We start from the raw sequence: 13841 nt of genomic DNA on the forward strand, positions 1-13841 counted from the left end.
GATGGCCTACAGCCTAACCGGATTTAGGTCCGCTCACCAGCAATTGAGCAGCCATGACGCCATCGGTGCGGGTAGTTGCGGACTGCCTAGATATCGCTTTACCAGCTCATGGATGCGCGGTGGCCAGGAATCGGTGAGGGATTTCGCCGTGGTGCCAGCGGACCAGGGCGTGGCGTCCAGGCTATGTTCGTCATCGAGCAGCGGGTTGCCGGCGAGCCAGGCATATACCTCTGGCAACGGCCTTCCCACGCAGGCGGGAAACAGCACCGCTTGCGGCGGCAGGTGCATTCCCAGCATCAGCAGCGCGGCATTGACCTCGTGATCGCAGGCCAGGTGCCAGCGGCGTAGGTCAGCGTTGGGAGCAGGCTGAAGCCGGAAGTGTCCCGCTGCGCAGTGCCAGACCAGGTGGGCCTGCATGAAGCGGCGCGTGGTGTCATCAAGGCCAGCACTCCAATTTGGGTTCACCAGGAGCCGAGAGCCATCGGTGGCGGCCGTAGCTACCCCGGAGGGTGCCTCCTCAATGGGCAACCCTTCGGCCAGCAAGGCTGAGGCGGGCTGCCCAGTTCGCCAATCTCGACGGTCGGCCTCCCATTGCCGAAGTGCCTCGGACCGGTTTTGGCGCGTTGTGTGCTGATGCCCCGTTGTGTCATTAGGTTTTGTTATCCATGCCATGATGACACTGCCCTGTCGTTTGGTGGTGGTCAACAGTGTCGTGTAGTGAAGCGACAATTCACGTCGCAAGTTTTGAGCTAGGCCAGGGGGAAGGTCAGAGGCAGTGATTGATGTCGTGCTCAGGACCAGCAGCTCACATTGAAGGTCAAGCCTGGATGGGCGGTCTCAAGTTTCTGAAGCTGCTGCCGATATCCAAGGGTAGAAAAATTGGAGGTACACTCATGGGTTGGATATTAGGCATCGTCGCGGTCTTCGTCGTCTTTTTCGTTTGGGTGATTCTAAGGGGAATTGGTCGTGCTTCTTCAGCTGGAGATTCCCCGGGCGTGGGGACGGTGTTGGCAGTTCTTGTGTTTGGGGGTGTTGGCTTCGCGGCAATGACCTATCTTACTGATAGTACTGGCTGGGCTGTATTTGGGGCCATCGTCGGTGGGCTAACGGTACTATTCCTTCAACAGGATTCGCCTACCACGTAGCAGCCTGAAGTGGAGGCACCTGTGACCGCCCATTCTTTGTCACGATGACACGGATAGCCGGTCAGAAACGGTTGATCAATATGGGCTGGATGCGGAAATCACGAGGATTTTTCGCGCTGCTGTTACAGCGTACTAACTCAAAGCTTGATGATGAAGTCAGCCCGCTCCTGCATCATCGCCCGTCGCTTTTCGAAAAGGTCACCGCGCCGGTAGGCTGCCTCCACCAGGGCGATGCCGTTGGCGGCCGCCAAATGGCTCTTCCCCCCGCGAGGAGGACCGAACTGGATCAGGTTGGCGCCCTCGTCGAGCCAGCGGTCGCCGCTGATCAACGCCATCACCTGGGCCTGGGAGACCATCGGCACCACCGTGAAGTCGAAGCTGCCGAGGGTCTTGCCCGGCGGCAGGCGGGCATCGGTCAAGTGGCGCTCGAGCCGGCGCCGGGCCCGCTCGGTGAGTTCGTGTTCGGCGAGGGGGCCAGTAGCCTCGCCGCCGGCCAGCCCTCCTGATCGGCTTGGACGGCGAATTGTGGCCAGATGGCCTTGAGGGTGGGCAGGCGCAGGTCGTTGAGCATCAGGGTGAGCCGCGTGGCATCGGTTATCGTGGAAGCACTCATGCCATACCTCCGCCCCTCGGGCGGTCCATCAGCGCGTCATAGATCCCCAGCGACTCCAGTCGCACCTCGACGTGGGGGAACTCGGCTGGGGCGGGAGCGAAGCCCTCCCGCAGAACGTCGAGTTGCTGCAACTCGCCGGCCTCGAGCAGCACCTTCAGGTGCTGAGCGAGTGCCGCTTCACAGCCCCACTCGTGGGCCAGTGCCAGCAGGCCGACCATGCAGCGACTGGCCAAGCGGGCGTTCCGCTCGGCGAGCAAGGCGTCGAAGGTGCGTCGATAGGCCTCCCGCGGGAACAGCTGGTCACGGTAGACCAGGTGCAACAACGCCATCGGCTTGCGCCGCAGGGCATGAATGACGTGATGGTAGTTCACCACATGGCCATGCCGGTCGCCGCCCTAGGCACGCCCGCGGGTCAGGGTCAACAACGAACTGCCACCGACGAACACCTCCAGGCGATCGTCATGCAGGTGCACTCGCAGCTGATGGCCAATCAGCCGGGACACTACAGTTAGGAATATCTCGCCCGTATCGCTCTGGATACAGGCTGGAGCCATAAAGATTATCGCGGCTTGGCCGATAGATAAGAGTGGTCTAGGATTTTATCCTTGTCACTTTTGGAATAAGAGATGCATGATATAATGTAAGAAGAATTCTTGGTCGATGATATGCAGGTTGAATCTTGGTTTAAGGAGTTTCTATTTTTTGTAATTCTTATCTGGTGCTGACTCCTTAGTATTGATGTGGCAATACGTGGGCGATAGGTTTAACTAGGAAAATGAGGGTGGAAGAGTGAGTTTCTTAAAAAAAGCGAAGGGTGTGTTCAACAGTGCCAAATGTAAAGTTGGAATGCATGGCGGAACATTCGTAAGGATTGATGGTAAGCCTGAATGTTACTTCCATAAAACATGCCCGGATTGCAAGGAGAGCATAGTAAAAAACAAGCATAAGTATGGGGATGGAGTTTATCCAAGAGAAAGGGAATGTTTGAAAAGATCAACCTGTGTTTACTGTGATCATATCGTGGAAAAAGTGATGCATCAGTATACTAAGAGCAGGGTAGGCGTTAAATGCAACATAATTGAACGTTGTGTTCGATGTGGTAGTGAGCGAGAAAAGGGAGGCAAAGAGCACATCTGGGGTGATTGGAGTGTAACCTCTCCGGGGCACTCATCTCGTGCTTGTGCACAATGCGGGGAGCAGCAACACAAACGACAAAGCTAGGTATGCGGGGCCAGTCACCATGTAAATTGATGACTGGCTTAATTTAGTTTTGTGCGTGGTATTATATTGAAAATTTCTATCTAAAAAATTTTAAGAGTAATAGCCTGTTGCTCCACCATTAGAATTTCCTATGTATGGAAGGTATGCGAGAAGTGTGTACAGTGATGAAGTCAGCCCACTCCTGCATCATCGCTCGCCGCTTCTCGAACAGATCGCCACGCCGGTAGGCAGCCTCCACCTTGTTCTCGATGGTGTGAGCCAGGGCCATTTCGGCCACGTCGCGGGGGTAGCTGGTGACCTCGCCGGTCCAGTCGCGAAAGCTCGAGCGGAAGCCGTGGGGCACGAAGTCACCACGCTCGCCGTCCAGGCCATAGCCCATGCCGCGCATCAGCTGCAGCATGGCCATGTTGGAGAGGGGGCGTCCATAGCGTGCGCCGGGAAACACATAGGAATTGCCCTTCACCCTTGGGAGCTCGCTCAGCAGTTCCACCGCTTGCTGGGGCAGCGGCACACGATGTTCTCGGCGCGCCTTCATCCGGTCTGCTGGGATCGTCCAGGTCTCATTGTCGAGGTCGATCTCTGGCCACTCTGAGCGAAGAACTTCCGAGGTCCGCGTCGCTGTCAGGATCAGAATCTGCAGTGCCTTGGAGGAGATGCTGGTATAGCCCTGGAGCTCAGCCATGAAGGCGGCAACCTCCTCGTAAGGCATGGCAGGGTGGTGGGTCACCTTCTTTACTCGGGAAGGCCTGGCCAGCAGCTTGTCGAGATGGCCACGCCAGCGAGCCGGATTTACGGGGTCTCGGTAGTTATGCGCCGCCGCGTAGTCGAGGACATTCTCGATCCGACCTTGAACCCGCTTGGCCGTTTCGGTCTTGCTGGTCCAGATCGGTGACAGGATCTTCTGGACGTCCTGGGTGGTGACCTCATCGACAGGCTTGCTCCCGATGACTGGCCGAGCGTAAGCCTTCAAAGTGCTGACCCATTGCCGGGCATGCTTGGCGTTTCGCCAGCTGCGGCGGTGGGACATGATGTACCGGGCGGCGCAGCTAGTGAAGGTGGGCGTTGCTTCGTCACTTTGGTCTTCCGCAATGTCGACTTCAATGGGATCGATTCCGCTTTTAACGAGCTTGCGGTTCTCGGATGCTCTTTCTCGGGCTTCCGCGAGGGACGTTTCTGGGAAGCTTCCCAGGCCCATGTAGCGCTGCTTGCCCTGTAGCTTGAAGCGGTAGATCCAGCTCACCGACCCACCGGCGGTGATCTGGAGGTACAGCCCCTGGCCATCGCCGGTCATGCCTTTCTTGCTTTCCTTCGCGAGCTTCTGTACCGCCTTGCTGGTGAGCTTGCCCATGAGTGTCCCTGTTGCGCCGCTGCTTGATGCCATGCAGCCTACCACAACCTGACCCACACTTTGACCCACACATTGGTCCAGGGTTTATCAGGACTGCATAAGGCAGTACTGGACAAGAAGGAATTAAAAACTATTTAATATCAATTGTTTGTGGGTCATCTTTGTATCGCATCGGATAACCAGTATACGGACTCCCCCTCCGCCACGAATATCGATTAAGCCGCTGATTTCAGCGGCTTTTTCTTTTTCCAGCTTATGGTGGCCATACTTTAACCGACACCTATGAAGAGGCTTTCTCTGGCATCACAGGATGCTGTTGGATAGGTTACTTTTTTCTCTTCATGAAAGGGAATATTTTACCCATTGTATCAGCGAGCACTTGATCGAGCGGCTTATGATCCAGGCTCACAGCGGCTCGCGCTGCGGTATATGTCCCTTTGTATTCCTGAGCTATTTCGCTATCGGTCATGCTATCAGGTAGCTGCTCCTTTTCCCTGATTGCGTCGATTACGGCCTTGTCCATGTCGCCCTCCATTGAAGCCCCTTGCTGTGAAGCATAGTGCAGAATCGCCCTGGCCATGCGCTTTGCGAGGTACCACACTGGAGGCAGCATGCCGCCATCAGGGAGGTCAGATGAAACGTCGTTCCGTAGCCTCGGTTCATCCCGCCTATCGCGACGATATCGGTGACCTGCAGACTCGCCGGCCCTTGCCGGGGCCGGGCGTGCCGCAGGTCGACCCGTTCCTGTTTCTCAATCACCACGGCCCGCAGGTCTATGCGCCCTACAATGCCGGGCTGCCGTTCGGACCGCATCCGCACCGTGGCTTCGAGACGGTGACCTTCATTCTCGAGGGCAGCCTGGCGCACCATGATTCCAGCGGTCATGCGAGCGTGATCGAGGCCGGCGGCGTCCAGTGGATGACCGCGGGCTCGGGGCTCGTGCACGCCGAGATATCGCCGCCAGAGTTCAAGCAGCGGGGCGGTGCGCTCGAAATCCTGCAGCTGTGGGTCAACCTGCCTTCGCGCCTGAAGATGGTGGCGCCGCACTATGTGGGGCTGCAGCGGGAGGACATACCCGCCGTAACTCTCGACGAGGGACGTGTGTCACTCGAGCTCATCGCGGGGGAGCATGCTGGCGAAACCGGGCCGGTCGAATCGTTGACGGGAGTATTCATGTCGGTGGTTCGTCTTGCCGCCGGTGGTCGGGCTGAACTGCCGGCGCCGTCAGGGCGTAACGTGTTTCTTTATGCGGTTTCCGGGCAGGCACGTGTGGCAGGCGACCGCGTGGAACCCTGGCATCTGATTGAGATGAACGACGATGGAGATACCCTTGTCCTCGAGGCCGAGACACGGTGCTGCCATCTCTTCGGGTATGCCGAGCCCATCGGCGAGCCGGTCGTTTCCCATGGCCCTTTCGTCATGAACACGCAGGAAGAGATCGCTCAGGCGGTGAGTGACTATCAGGCCGGAAAGTTCGGCTCGGGGCTTTCGCTGTGAGGGTCGAGGCGCTCGGTATGTCGAGTGCCGACAGGAGAGGGACCTCCGTATAGGTATCAAGCTGACGCGTTGTTGCCAAGCATGGCCAGAAATTCATTCGGTGGCATCGGTCGGCCAAACAGATAGCCTTGATACAAGCTGCATCCCAAACCGGCGAGAACCGAGCGCTGAGTTTCTGTTTCGACCCCTTCGGCGATCACGGACATCTCCAGGCTTTTTGCCAAGGCGATGATGCTGGCGGCGATGGGCGTCGACTGTGTGTCGTGACTCAGGTCGCGGACGAAAGCGACGTCTATCTTGAGCGTATCCAGGGGTAGCGACTTGAGATAGGCCATGGAGGAGTAGCCGGTCCCGAAGTCATCCAGTGCGAAGCGGATGCCCTGGCGCCGCAGCAGGGTCATCTTTTCGATGGTCCCCTGTGGGTCGCTAAGCAATAGGGACTCGGTAAGCTCCAGGGTCAAACACGCTGGGTCAGCGCCATGACGACCAATGGCTGAGAGAACCTGATTCACGAAGTCTGGTTGCTGAAATTGACGCACGCTCACGTTCAGGGACAGCTTCAGCGTGCGCAGCTCTGGCTGCTGGCGCCACTCTCCCAGCAACCGACACCCTTCCTGCAGAACCCAGTTGCCAAGTGGCAGGATCAGGCCACTCTCCTCAGCCAGCGGAATGAAACTCCCTGGGGATATTTGGCCGCGCCTGGGATGTTGCCAGCGGATCAGGGCTTCAGCGCCTACCACTCCTTGCACGGCATCCACTTGGGGCTGCAGGTGCAGGTGGAATTCATCGCTGTCGATAGCGAGGCGAAGTTCGCGCTCGAGAGCAAGGCGCTCCTCCAACTCCCTCTCCAGTGCGGGACAGAACAGCCGAGGAAGACCGTTGCGCTCACGCTTGGCCTCCAGCATGGCCAGGCCGGCGCGCTTGAATAGGTGTGCGGTCCCTCCCCCTTGGTGGGGCGAGAAGATCAGCATGCCGACATTGATTCGACACGGATAGGTGTGGCCTTGGAGCTGGTAGTCCGCGGTAAGAGAGGCCACGACGCGCTCGGTAAGGTCGTGTGCTTCGCGTTCGGCGGTGGGCCGATCCCGCGTCGAAAGTGGGGTCAGTAGGGCAAATTCATTCCCATCTAGCCGTGCCGCGAACAGATCGTTGCTGGCCCAGCCACGCAGACGAGCTGCCAGCTGGCGTAGCATCTCGTCTCCGACGTCCTGCCCCAGGCTATCATTGAGAAATTTGAAGCGGTCAATGTCGAACAGCACCAACAGAGCCAATGAGCTGGCGGACTCGCGGTGATTCTCGGACCCATCCAATCGTTCCTGCAGGGCTCGTCGGTTGGGCAGCTCGGTCAGAAAATCATGGTAGGCAAGATACAATATCCGCTGCTGGGCTAATTGCTCGGCCGAGCGGTCGCTGATCAGCGCTACGTAGTCTCGTTCTTCACTGTCGGCGTAGCGCACGCGGCTGACGCTCAACCAGGCAGGGAAGGATTTACCATTTCGGTGCTTGGCCTCGATCAGGCCGCTCCACTCGCCTTTCTCTGCCAGGGCTTGCCCGATACGCAGATTTAACGCCCGGCTGTCATCGACATACGCCAACTCCCATAGGGAGCGGCCAGTCGTGCCTTCATTCTCTAATCCCAGCAATTTCTCGAAAGCCATGTTGCAGAGTCGAATGCGGGCCCTGTCATCGAATAGCACAACCCCATCGCGTAGCGCCGAGATCACCTCCAGCAGTTGGGTTCGCGTCATATGCTGGTGTTGCTCGCTGGCTTTCAGGCGGCGCTGCACCCGAGTGGCGACGATGGTGAGCAGGGCTATCAGCAAGGCGCTTCCGCTGATCAGGTAGATCAGCCAGTTCGACTCATGAGTCATCGGCGGCGCCGCTGTGGCGCCAGGTAGAGGCACGAACCAGGCCGCCTGCATGGCCACGTAGTGCATGCCGCTGATGGCCAGCGATACGCATAACGCCGAGATAAGGGCGCCGGTTCGAGAGCTCTGCCGACCCGACTCCTGGCGGCACAGGCGGTAGGCATAGACGCTCAGGATGCCGAGGGCGATGGCCACGCCCAGCGATATCAGGAACAGGCCGAGGGAGTGATGGAGCGCCGCTGGCATGCGCATGGAGGCCATGCCGGTGTAATGCATGAGGCCGATGCCGAGACCTAGCCCGGCCCCGGCCAGCAGCGAGGTGCGGTGGGGTGGGACTTGCTGGCGGGATAGCACCAGCATGACCGCAAAACTGCCCAGTATGGCGGGAATCATCGACAACCCGGTCAGCGCCGGGGCGTGGGTTACCCTAAAATCGAGCCGGTAGGCATGCATGCCAGTGAAGTGCATGCTCCATACTCCAAGGCCCATTACACTGGCCCCGCTAGCCAACCACAGCCAGCGCCAGCTGGCTCGCCGGGCGGTGCCAACGAGATTGATGATGTCCAGGCCGGTATAGGCGGCTGCCAGCGCGACGGCCCACGATACCAACACAAGGGGAAAATAGTGCTCGCCCTGGATGGCGCCCAGGGCATGAGGGTCAATCACGAGATGGGTAAGTATCGTCATGCAGTATTCATCGGCAGCGCTCGCGGATTACTGAGGGACAAAAAGAGTCATTGATGACAATGGGAGGCAGCCGGAAACGAGCGCGCATCTCCAAAAAATGCAAGGGAACGTCCCAGGAAGAGGTGCCATTCAGGCAGGTGAGGCCACCGTGGCTTTCGTGGAAGCTGCAAGCCGCCAAACAGGCAACCCACCCAGGGAATCCGCGATGACCGACAGGAGCATGGCACTATCGGTGCTGCTTGAAAAGTAACACGGCTGGTCGATGCGGTGCTGGAGCAGGCTGATGAAGGGCAGGCCAGCCGCCGGTACCGGGGCTGGCCCCGGCGACCAAGGAGTCGATCACGACGGTAGGGACATTCAGTCCTGCCTCGTATCGAAAAGATCGCCGAGATCCCGGTCGTCACTATCCAGCCGGAAAGTGGCGCGGGGCGGGTCGAAGTCCTCCTGTTCGCCGATCACTTCGCCCGCCTGCGAGATGATGATGCTGCGCTTCTCGGCAAAGCAGTAGTGATAGCGTTTGATCTAGTCGTAGCTCCTGGTTCAGGTTCATCGTTCTACCGCCTTTGCGGCATCTGCTGTTCACCGGGCGTCACGCGGTTCGTAGCGGCTTGCGCCGTCCGGTCTCCGGCCAGCATGACGTCGTTGCGCAGCTCCCGACGTACGATGTCATCCTGGGCCAGGCGGTGGCCCGTCAGAGTATCCGCAAGTCGCCCATCCGGCAGGGCGGGTGGCCCACCAGCGGCAGCGAAAAGAGGGAGCTCATGCGAGAGGCGGTTGTGAGGTGTCATGGCTGTCTCCTGTTCCCCTGGTGTGATCGGCAAGCGCCGACCCAGGGGAGTGGAGTCGCACGCCGCTTTAGCTGCATTTCTATTCCGCCCGCAAGTTGGTGCTTAAATCGGCGGTGGCCAGAAGGCCGGACAACAAAAACCCGCTCAGCGAATGCTAAAGCGGGCCTCTGGCGTCGCTTTAGCTGCATTTTTAGAGCGCCCGCAAGCTGAGTTCAAATCGGCGCTTCCAGCACAGTAACCAGCCTGCCCATGCAGTGTCAATTCCGATCTCCGCCAGCAGGTCACCCCAACTACACTCCAAGATCAGGACTTGCACAGCAATGGAGTTGCTATGAAACACTTCGAGAAGACCAAGCATGTGGGCCACCGAAGCTTTATCATGCTGGCTCGGCTAGCCCGCTACGAGTTCGCGGCACTACTGTGCGTCCTGATACTTTTCGGAGGAGTCTGGGGGTTCGTCGAACTGGCCGATGAAGTATCCGAGGGTGACATCCAGAGCATCGATGAGACCCTGCTGCTCTCCCTACGCAACCCTGCCGATTACACAGACCCGCTCGGCCCTGGCTGGGTAGAGGAGTTGGGGCGGGATTTTACTGCACTCGGCGGTGTCGGAGTGCTCGTACTGATCTCGCTCGGCGCCCTGGGCTACCTGCTACTCGCCCGACGCTATCGCGCGGCGTTGTTTGCCTCGGTCGCGGTTCCCGGTGGCATGCTGCTCAGCACCTTGATGAAGGTTGGCTATGATCGCCCACGGCCCGATCTTGTTCCTCATGAATCCTTCGTCTACACCGCAAGCTTTCCCAGCGGCCACGCAATGATGTCAGCCGTGACCTACCTGACTCTTGCTGCTTTGCTCATTCGTGTTCAGCCTGAGCTGAGGTTGAAGGCATACATCCTGGTGCAGGCGATATTGCTCACGCTGCTTGTAGGCATGAGCCGTGTATACTTGGGGGTCCATTGGCCTACGGATGTCCTTGCAGGCTGGACGGCCGGCGCGGCCTGGGCGGCGCTGTGCTGGCTCGTGATGCGCTGGATGCAGCGGCGGGGGCAGGTGGAGTCGGAGGAGAGCTGGTCAGATACCGAATAGCGTGACCGCCAGCTGACGATCGTGGCTCTTGGCACATCGTTGCCTGAGCTGGCGGTACTGGGTATCGCCGGTCCTATCGCGCTGCAGTGAAAGTCACGATGAGCGTTCTGGCTTACACCACGTGTCGGTAATCTCTTACAGCACAAGGTATCTCAGGTTAATAGTTATCGCCCTTCTTAGCTGTCATAGTGAGCACATCGGACAAGGAGGCCCCACAGGGAAGATTGAGTCAGGGAGACTCACGCACCAGGGATGCTCAGGCAGGACGCTTGAGGTAGTGGAAAGGAAGCGAAGATCTGGCCCGGCCTCACGGCCGGGCTTCTTTTATCTGGCTCTTGCCGCGGGCAGCTCCTCCCAGCGCGTCGAGTAGCGCTGGGTGAGGTTGTCGCAGCGCAGGTGCCAGGCGGCCCCGGGGCTGGGCGTGCCGAGCGTTATGGTGCCGCGTCCCATGCGTTTGTTGAGCTCGTCCATGGTTGCCATCAGCTTCTGACTGCGCTGCCGGTCGGCGTCGCTCTGGGATGTGTCGAGTAGCGAGAGCTGCTGTCGATGGCAGTCGATGAGATCGAGCAGCATCACGCCGCCTTTCTGGTACCGGTAGCCCCTGCGGTAGATGCGCTGCAGGGCGTTGCCGGCGGCGTCGAGGATCTCACGGCTGTCGTCGGTGGGGCGGGAGAGCTCGACGGCCAGGCTGGGCGAGTATTGAGGCAGGTCGTCACGAAACGGGTTGGTCTTGAGGAACACCAGCACCGCGCGAGCAAGGCTGCCCTGGCTTCGCAGCTTTTCGGCGCCTCGCTGGCCGTGCTGACGGATCGCCTCGCGAATCTCGTCAACGTTCTCGGTGAGCTTGCCGAACGATCGGCTGGTCATGATGCGCTGGCGGGGTTCATGGAAGTCGTTCATCTCGATACAGGAGATGCCGCGTAGCTCCAGCACGGTGCGCTCGACGGTGACGCTGAACTGCCGTCGGATTCGCTTGGGATCGGCCTGGGCGAGGTCCCAGCCGGTGCGAAAACCCAGCACGGCGAGGCGTTCGGCAAGGCGCCGGCCCACGCCCCAGAGCTTGCCCAGCTCGAGGCGCTTCAGCAGGGCGCGGGTTTCCGCGCTCTCGGCCCGTAGCACGCAGACACCGCCATAGGCGGGGATCTTCTTTGCTGCTCTGTTGGCCAGCTTGGCCAGGGTGCGGGTGGGGGCGACCCCAACGCAGACGGGAATGCCGGTGTACTGTCGGACCTTATGATGGAGCTGCCGCGCATGCTCAAGCAGTTGGCCCGGCTCGAAGCCGTCGAAGCGCACGAACATCTCATCGATGCTGTAGGGCTCGACACCGGAAGAAAACTCCCCGAGCACCGCTTGCACCCGTTGGCTCATATCGCCGTAGAGCTCGTAGTTGCTCGAGAGCAGGCGAATTCGACCCTGGCCCACCAGGTGCTGGATGTCGAAGGCGGGCGTGCCCATCTCGATACCGAGGGCCTTGATCTCGTTGGAGCGAGCGATGAGGCAGCCGTCGTTGTTGGAGAGCACGCCTACGGCCTGGCCATTCAGCCGCGGTTGGAACACGCGCTCGCAGCTGACGTAGAAGCTGTTGCAGTCCACCAGGCCGATCATGCTCATACAGAGTACTCATGAATGACCGCGCGCACCACGCCCCACACCTGACAGTCGAGTTCCCCGAGGGGGATCGGCGCATAACGGGGATTGCCCGAGCAGAGATGCGGCTGGTTGCCGAGCAGCTCGTAGCGCTTCACGGTGATCTCACCGTCGACCATGGCCACCAGGATATGGCCGGGGCGCGGGTCGATGGAGCGATCGACCAGCAGCAGGTCGCTTTCGTGTATGCCCAGGCTCACCATGCTGTCGCCAGTGACCGTCATGAAGAACGTGGCCGCGGGGTGTTTTACCAGGCGTTCGTTCAGGTCGAGCGTGCGGCCTTCGTAATCCTGAGCAGGCGAGGGGAAGCCCGAAAGCCCTGCGCGGCCGAGTGCCAGCGGGTACGGCAGGGCCTGGGTAGCCGGGTCAGGGTGGGCAGGAATGAGGTGCTCCGGTGGCATGGCGGCTTATCTCGAATGCTGTTGATACATACAGTATTCTCGACAATGCCGGTGATAGGCAACAGGCAAACGCTAATGGAAGTTAGCGATGGGTGGCTTGGTGACAAGAATAGCCAGGCGAGGGAGGGACATGGGCTTGAACCACCTGAATACGGCGTGCGTAATAATCATGTTCTACCATCACTAAAGATGACCGTGATCAATCCCTCGACCCGAGAAGGTAGCACTGAATTCGGGCGCGTAGGGTGGCTGGGTGATATCGACCGCCACTCGATTCCGCCCCGTGAGGAGCGCGACGGACGACTAGGGGTCTGAAAAGCCGGCGAGCGAAGGCCAGGGCTAGGCCCGTTCCCTACGGGCCAACGCACTTCCCACATCCATGTGGGTCGCAAGGCAAAAATTGGCGAAGAGACGGAGTTTACGGGGTGTAAATGAGTACTTTGAGCCGATTTTTAACGCCGCATGGCCGAGCGCAGCCAGTTTTCGGACAATGCCTAGTGCTGAAACCAGTCGTATAAGGGTACAGCCGGACCTTCGCCTGCTTCAGGACCGCCTTCAATTGACAGGAGGTTCCCATGGCGATCCGGCTAACCGAGCCCCTGCGTCAAGAGTACGAGCAGCTGTTCGAGAGTTGCGACATCCTTTCCAAGCGCGAGGCCGAGGTGGAGCGCAGCGTCGATCGGCTGCTCTCCCATCGCGATCGCTACCAGACCGTTACCGAGCGCCGCGGGGTGCCCTGGCACTTCGTGGCGCTGGTGCACAGCATGGAATCGGGCTGCAGTTTCCGCTGCCACCTGCACAACGGCGATCCGCTCACTGCGCGCACCGTCCAGGTGCCTGCGGGCCGGCCGAAACGCGGTACCCCGCCTTTCGACTGGGAGGTGAGCGCCGCCGATGCCATGGCGCTGAAGCGCCTGGACGGCGACACCGATTGGAGCCTGGCCGGCACCCTCTATCAGCTGGAGCGGTACAACGGCTGGGGCTACCGTATGTACCACTCTCACGTGCTTTCGCCCTACCTGTGGAGTTTCTCGACGCACTACACCAGCGGCCGCTACGTGGCCGATGGTCGCTGGTCCGACAGTGCTGTCTCGCGCCAGTGCGGTGCGGCGGTGATGCTGCGGCGACTGGTCGAGCGTGGTGAGACGGACCTGGCCGACCAGCCGGCGGCAACGCTCTATGCGCAGGTAGCCACCGAGCCAGCCGGCGATAAGGGCAGCCAGCGCCCCCTGGTGTCGCGCCATCGCATGCGACGCAGCCGCCGTGATGCAGAGAAAGAGAAGGCCCAGCGGCTGCAGCGCTGGCTGACCAGCTTTCCGGGCATCTTCCTGAAGCCCGACGGTATCCCCGGGGATCGCACCTCGAATGCCTATCGCCTGGTCACCGGCCACTATCTGCCCGGCGACCCGCGCGGTGAGTGAGTCGCCGGATCACGCCGCGGCCATTCCGCGGACAAGCGGCTACCCTTGAGATAATGCGAGCGCCGAAGCGCCGGTGGGCGGTCGCGTCCCTCGCCGAAATACAAAAACGATAGTGAGG

Annotated in this window: 14 protein-coding genes; 3 read left to right on the top strand and 11 right to left on the bottom strand. The window is 60.0% G+C overall.

From position 1 onward, the window contains the following. Positions 1–33: 33 nt before the first annotated feature. From DU505_RS09690 to DU505_RS09710, 7 genes are all read right to left on the bottom strand, one after another. Positions 34–672 carry a DUF2201 family putative metallopeptidase gene (locus DU505_RS09690; RefSeq protein ID WP_114478778.1) on the bottom strand — a complete coding sequence of 213 codons (639 nt, stop codon included), beginning with the start codon at positions 670–672 and terminating at the stop codon, positions 34–36. 610 nt (positions 673–1282) lie between these two features. Beyond that, a complete protein-coding gene (locus tag DU505_RS22960; RefSeq protein ID WP_281271454.1) occupies positions 1283–1564 on the bottom strand; it encodes an ATP-binding protein in 282 nt (93 codons plus the stop codon). Next, positions 1561–1758 carry a hypothetical protein gene (locus DU505_RS22965; RefSeq protein ID WP_281271455.1) on the bottom strand — a complete coding sequence of 66 codons (198 nt, stop codon included), beginning with the start codon at positions 1756–1758 and terminating at the stop codon, positions 1561–1563. The genes DU505_RS22960 and DU505_RS22965 overlap by 4 nt, the downstream gene beginning before the upstream one ends. Next, positions 1755–2129, bottom strand: a complete 375-nt coding sequence (locus DU505_RS09700; RefSeq protein ID WP_147273065.1) for a hypothetical protein — start codon at positions 2127–2129, stop codon at positions 1755–1757. The genes DU505_RS22965 and DU505_RS09700 overlap by 4 nt, the downstream gene beginning before the upstream one ends. A gap of 24 nt (positions 2130–2153) precedes the next feature. Then, the gene (locus DU505_RS23100; protein ID WP_181872783.1) at positions 2154–2312 is read right to left on the bottom strand and encodes a hypothetical protein; all 159 of its coding nucleotides are present in this window, start codon (positions 2310–2312) and stop codon (positions 2154–2156) included. Positions 2313–3097: 785 nt separating this feature from the next. Then, on the bottom strand, positions 3098–4360 hold the full coding sequence (locus DU505_RS09705; RefSeq protein WP_245947861.1) for a tyrosine-type recombinase/integrase: 1263 nt from the start codon (positions 4358–4360) through the stop codon (positions 3098–3100). 292 nt (positions 4361–4652) lie between these two features. Further along, positions 4653–4850, bottom strand: a complete 198-nt coding sequence (locus DU505_RS09710) for a hypothetical protein (protein WP_114478825.1) — start codon at positions 4848–4850, stop codon at positions 4653–4655. 110 nt (positions 4851–4960) lie between these two features. Here DU505_RS09710 and DU505_RS09715 point away from each other — a divergent pair, with 110 nt between their 5' ends. Continuing rightward, positions 4961–5824, top strand: a complete 864-nt coding sequence (locus DU505_RS09715) for a pirin family protein (RefSeq protein ID WP_114478781.1) — start codon at positions 4961–4963, stop codon at positions 5822–5824. Between the two features lie 56 nt (positions 5825–5880). Here DU505_RS09715 and DU505_RS09720 read toward each other — a convergent pair whose 3' ends face one another. Both DU505_RS09720 and DU505_RS09725 read right to left on the bottom strand, forming a co-directional pair. Further along, the gene (locus DU505_RS09720) at positions 5881–8379 is read right to left on the bottom strand and encodes an EAL domain-containing protein (protein ID WP_114478782.1); all 2499 of its coding nucleotides are present in this window, start codon (positions 8377–8379) and stop codon (positions 5881–5883) included. Between the two features lie 554 nt (positions 8380–8933). Continuing rightward, complete coding sequence (locus DU505_RS09725) at positions 8934–9167, bottom strand: hypothetical protein (protein ID WP_114478783.1); 234 nt, start codon at positions 9165–9167, stop codon at positions 8934–8936. Between the two features lie 331 nt (positions 9168–9498). On the opposite strand from DU505_RS09725, the gene DU505_RS09730 reads away from it, so the two are divergent. Beyond that, a complete protein-coding gene (locus DU505_RS09730) occupies positions 9499–10254 on the top strand; it encodes a phosphatase PAP2 family protein (protein ID WP_114478784.1) in 756 nt (251 codons plus the stop codon). A gap of 324 nt (positions 10255–10578) precedes the next feature. Here the strand turns inward: DU505_RS09730 and DU505_RS09735 are convergent, their stop codons facing one another. Next, a complete protein-coding gene (locus DU505_RS09735) occupies positions 10579–11859 on the bottom strand; it encodes a Y-family DNA polymerase (protein ID WP_181872789.1) in 1281 nt (426 codons plus the stop codon). A 2-nt stretch (positions 11860–11861) separates the two neighbouring features. Next, a complete protein-coding gene (locus DU505_RS09740) occupies positions 11862–12302 on the bottom strand; it encodes a LexA family protein (protein ID WP_114478786.1) in 441 nt (146 codons plus the stop codon). Positions 12303–12877: 575 nt separating this feature from the next. On the opposite strand from DU505_RS09740, the gene DU505_RS09745 reads away from it, so the two are divergent. Then, on the top strand, positions 12878–13723 hold the full coding sequence (locus DU505_RS09745; RefSeq protein WP_114478787.1) for a hypothetical protein: 846 nt from the start codon (positions 12878–12880) through the stop codon (positions 13721–13723). Positions 13724–13841: the final 118 nt, after the last annotated feature.

Source organism: Billgrantia montanilacus (assembly GCF_003336675.1).
GTDB classification, from domain to species: Bacteria; Pseudomonadota; Gammaproteobacteria; order Pseudomonadales; family Halomonadaceae; genus Halomonas; species Halomonas montanilacus.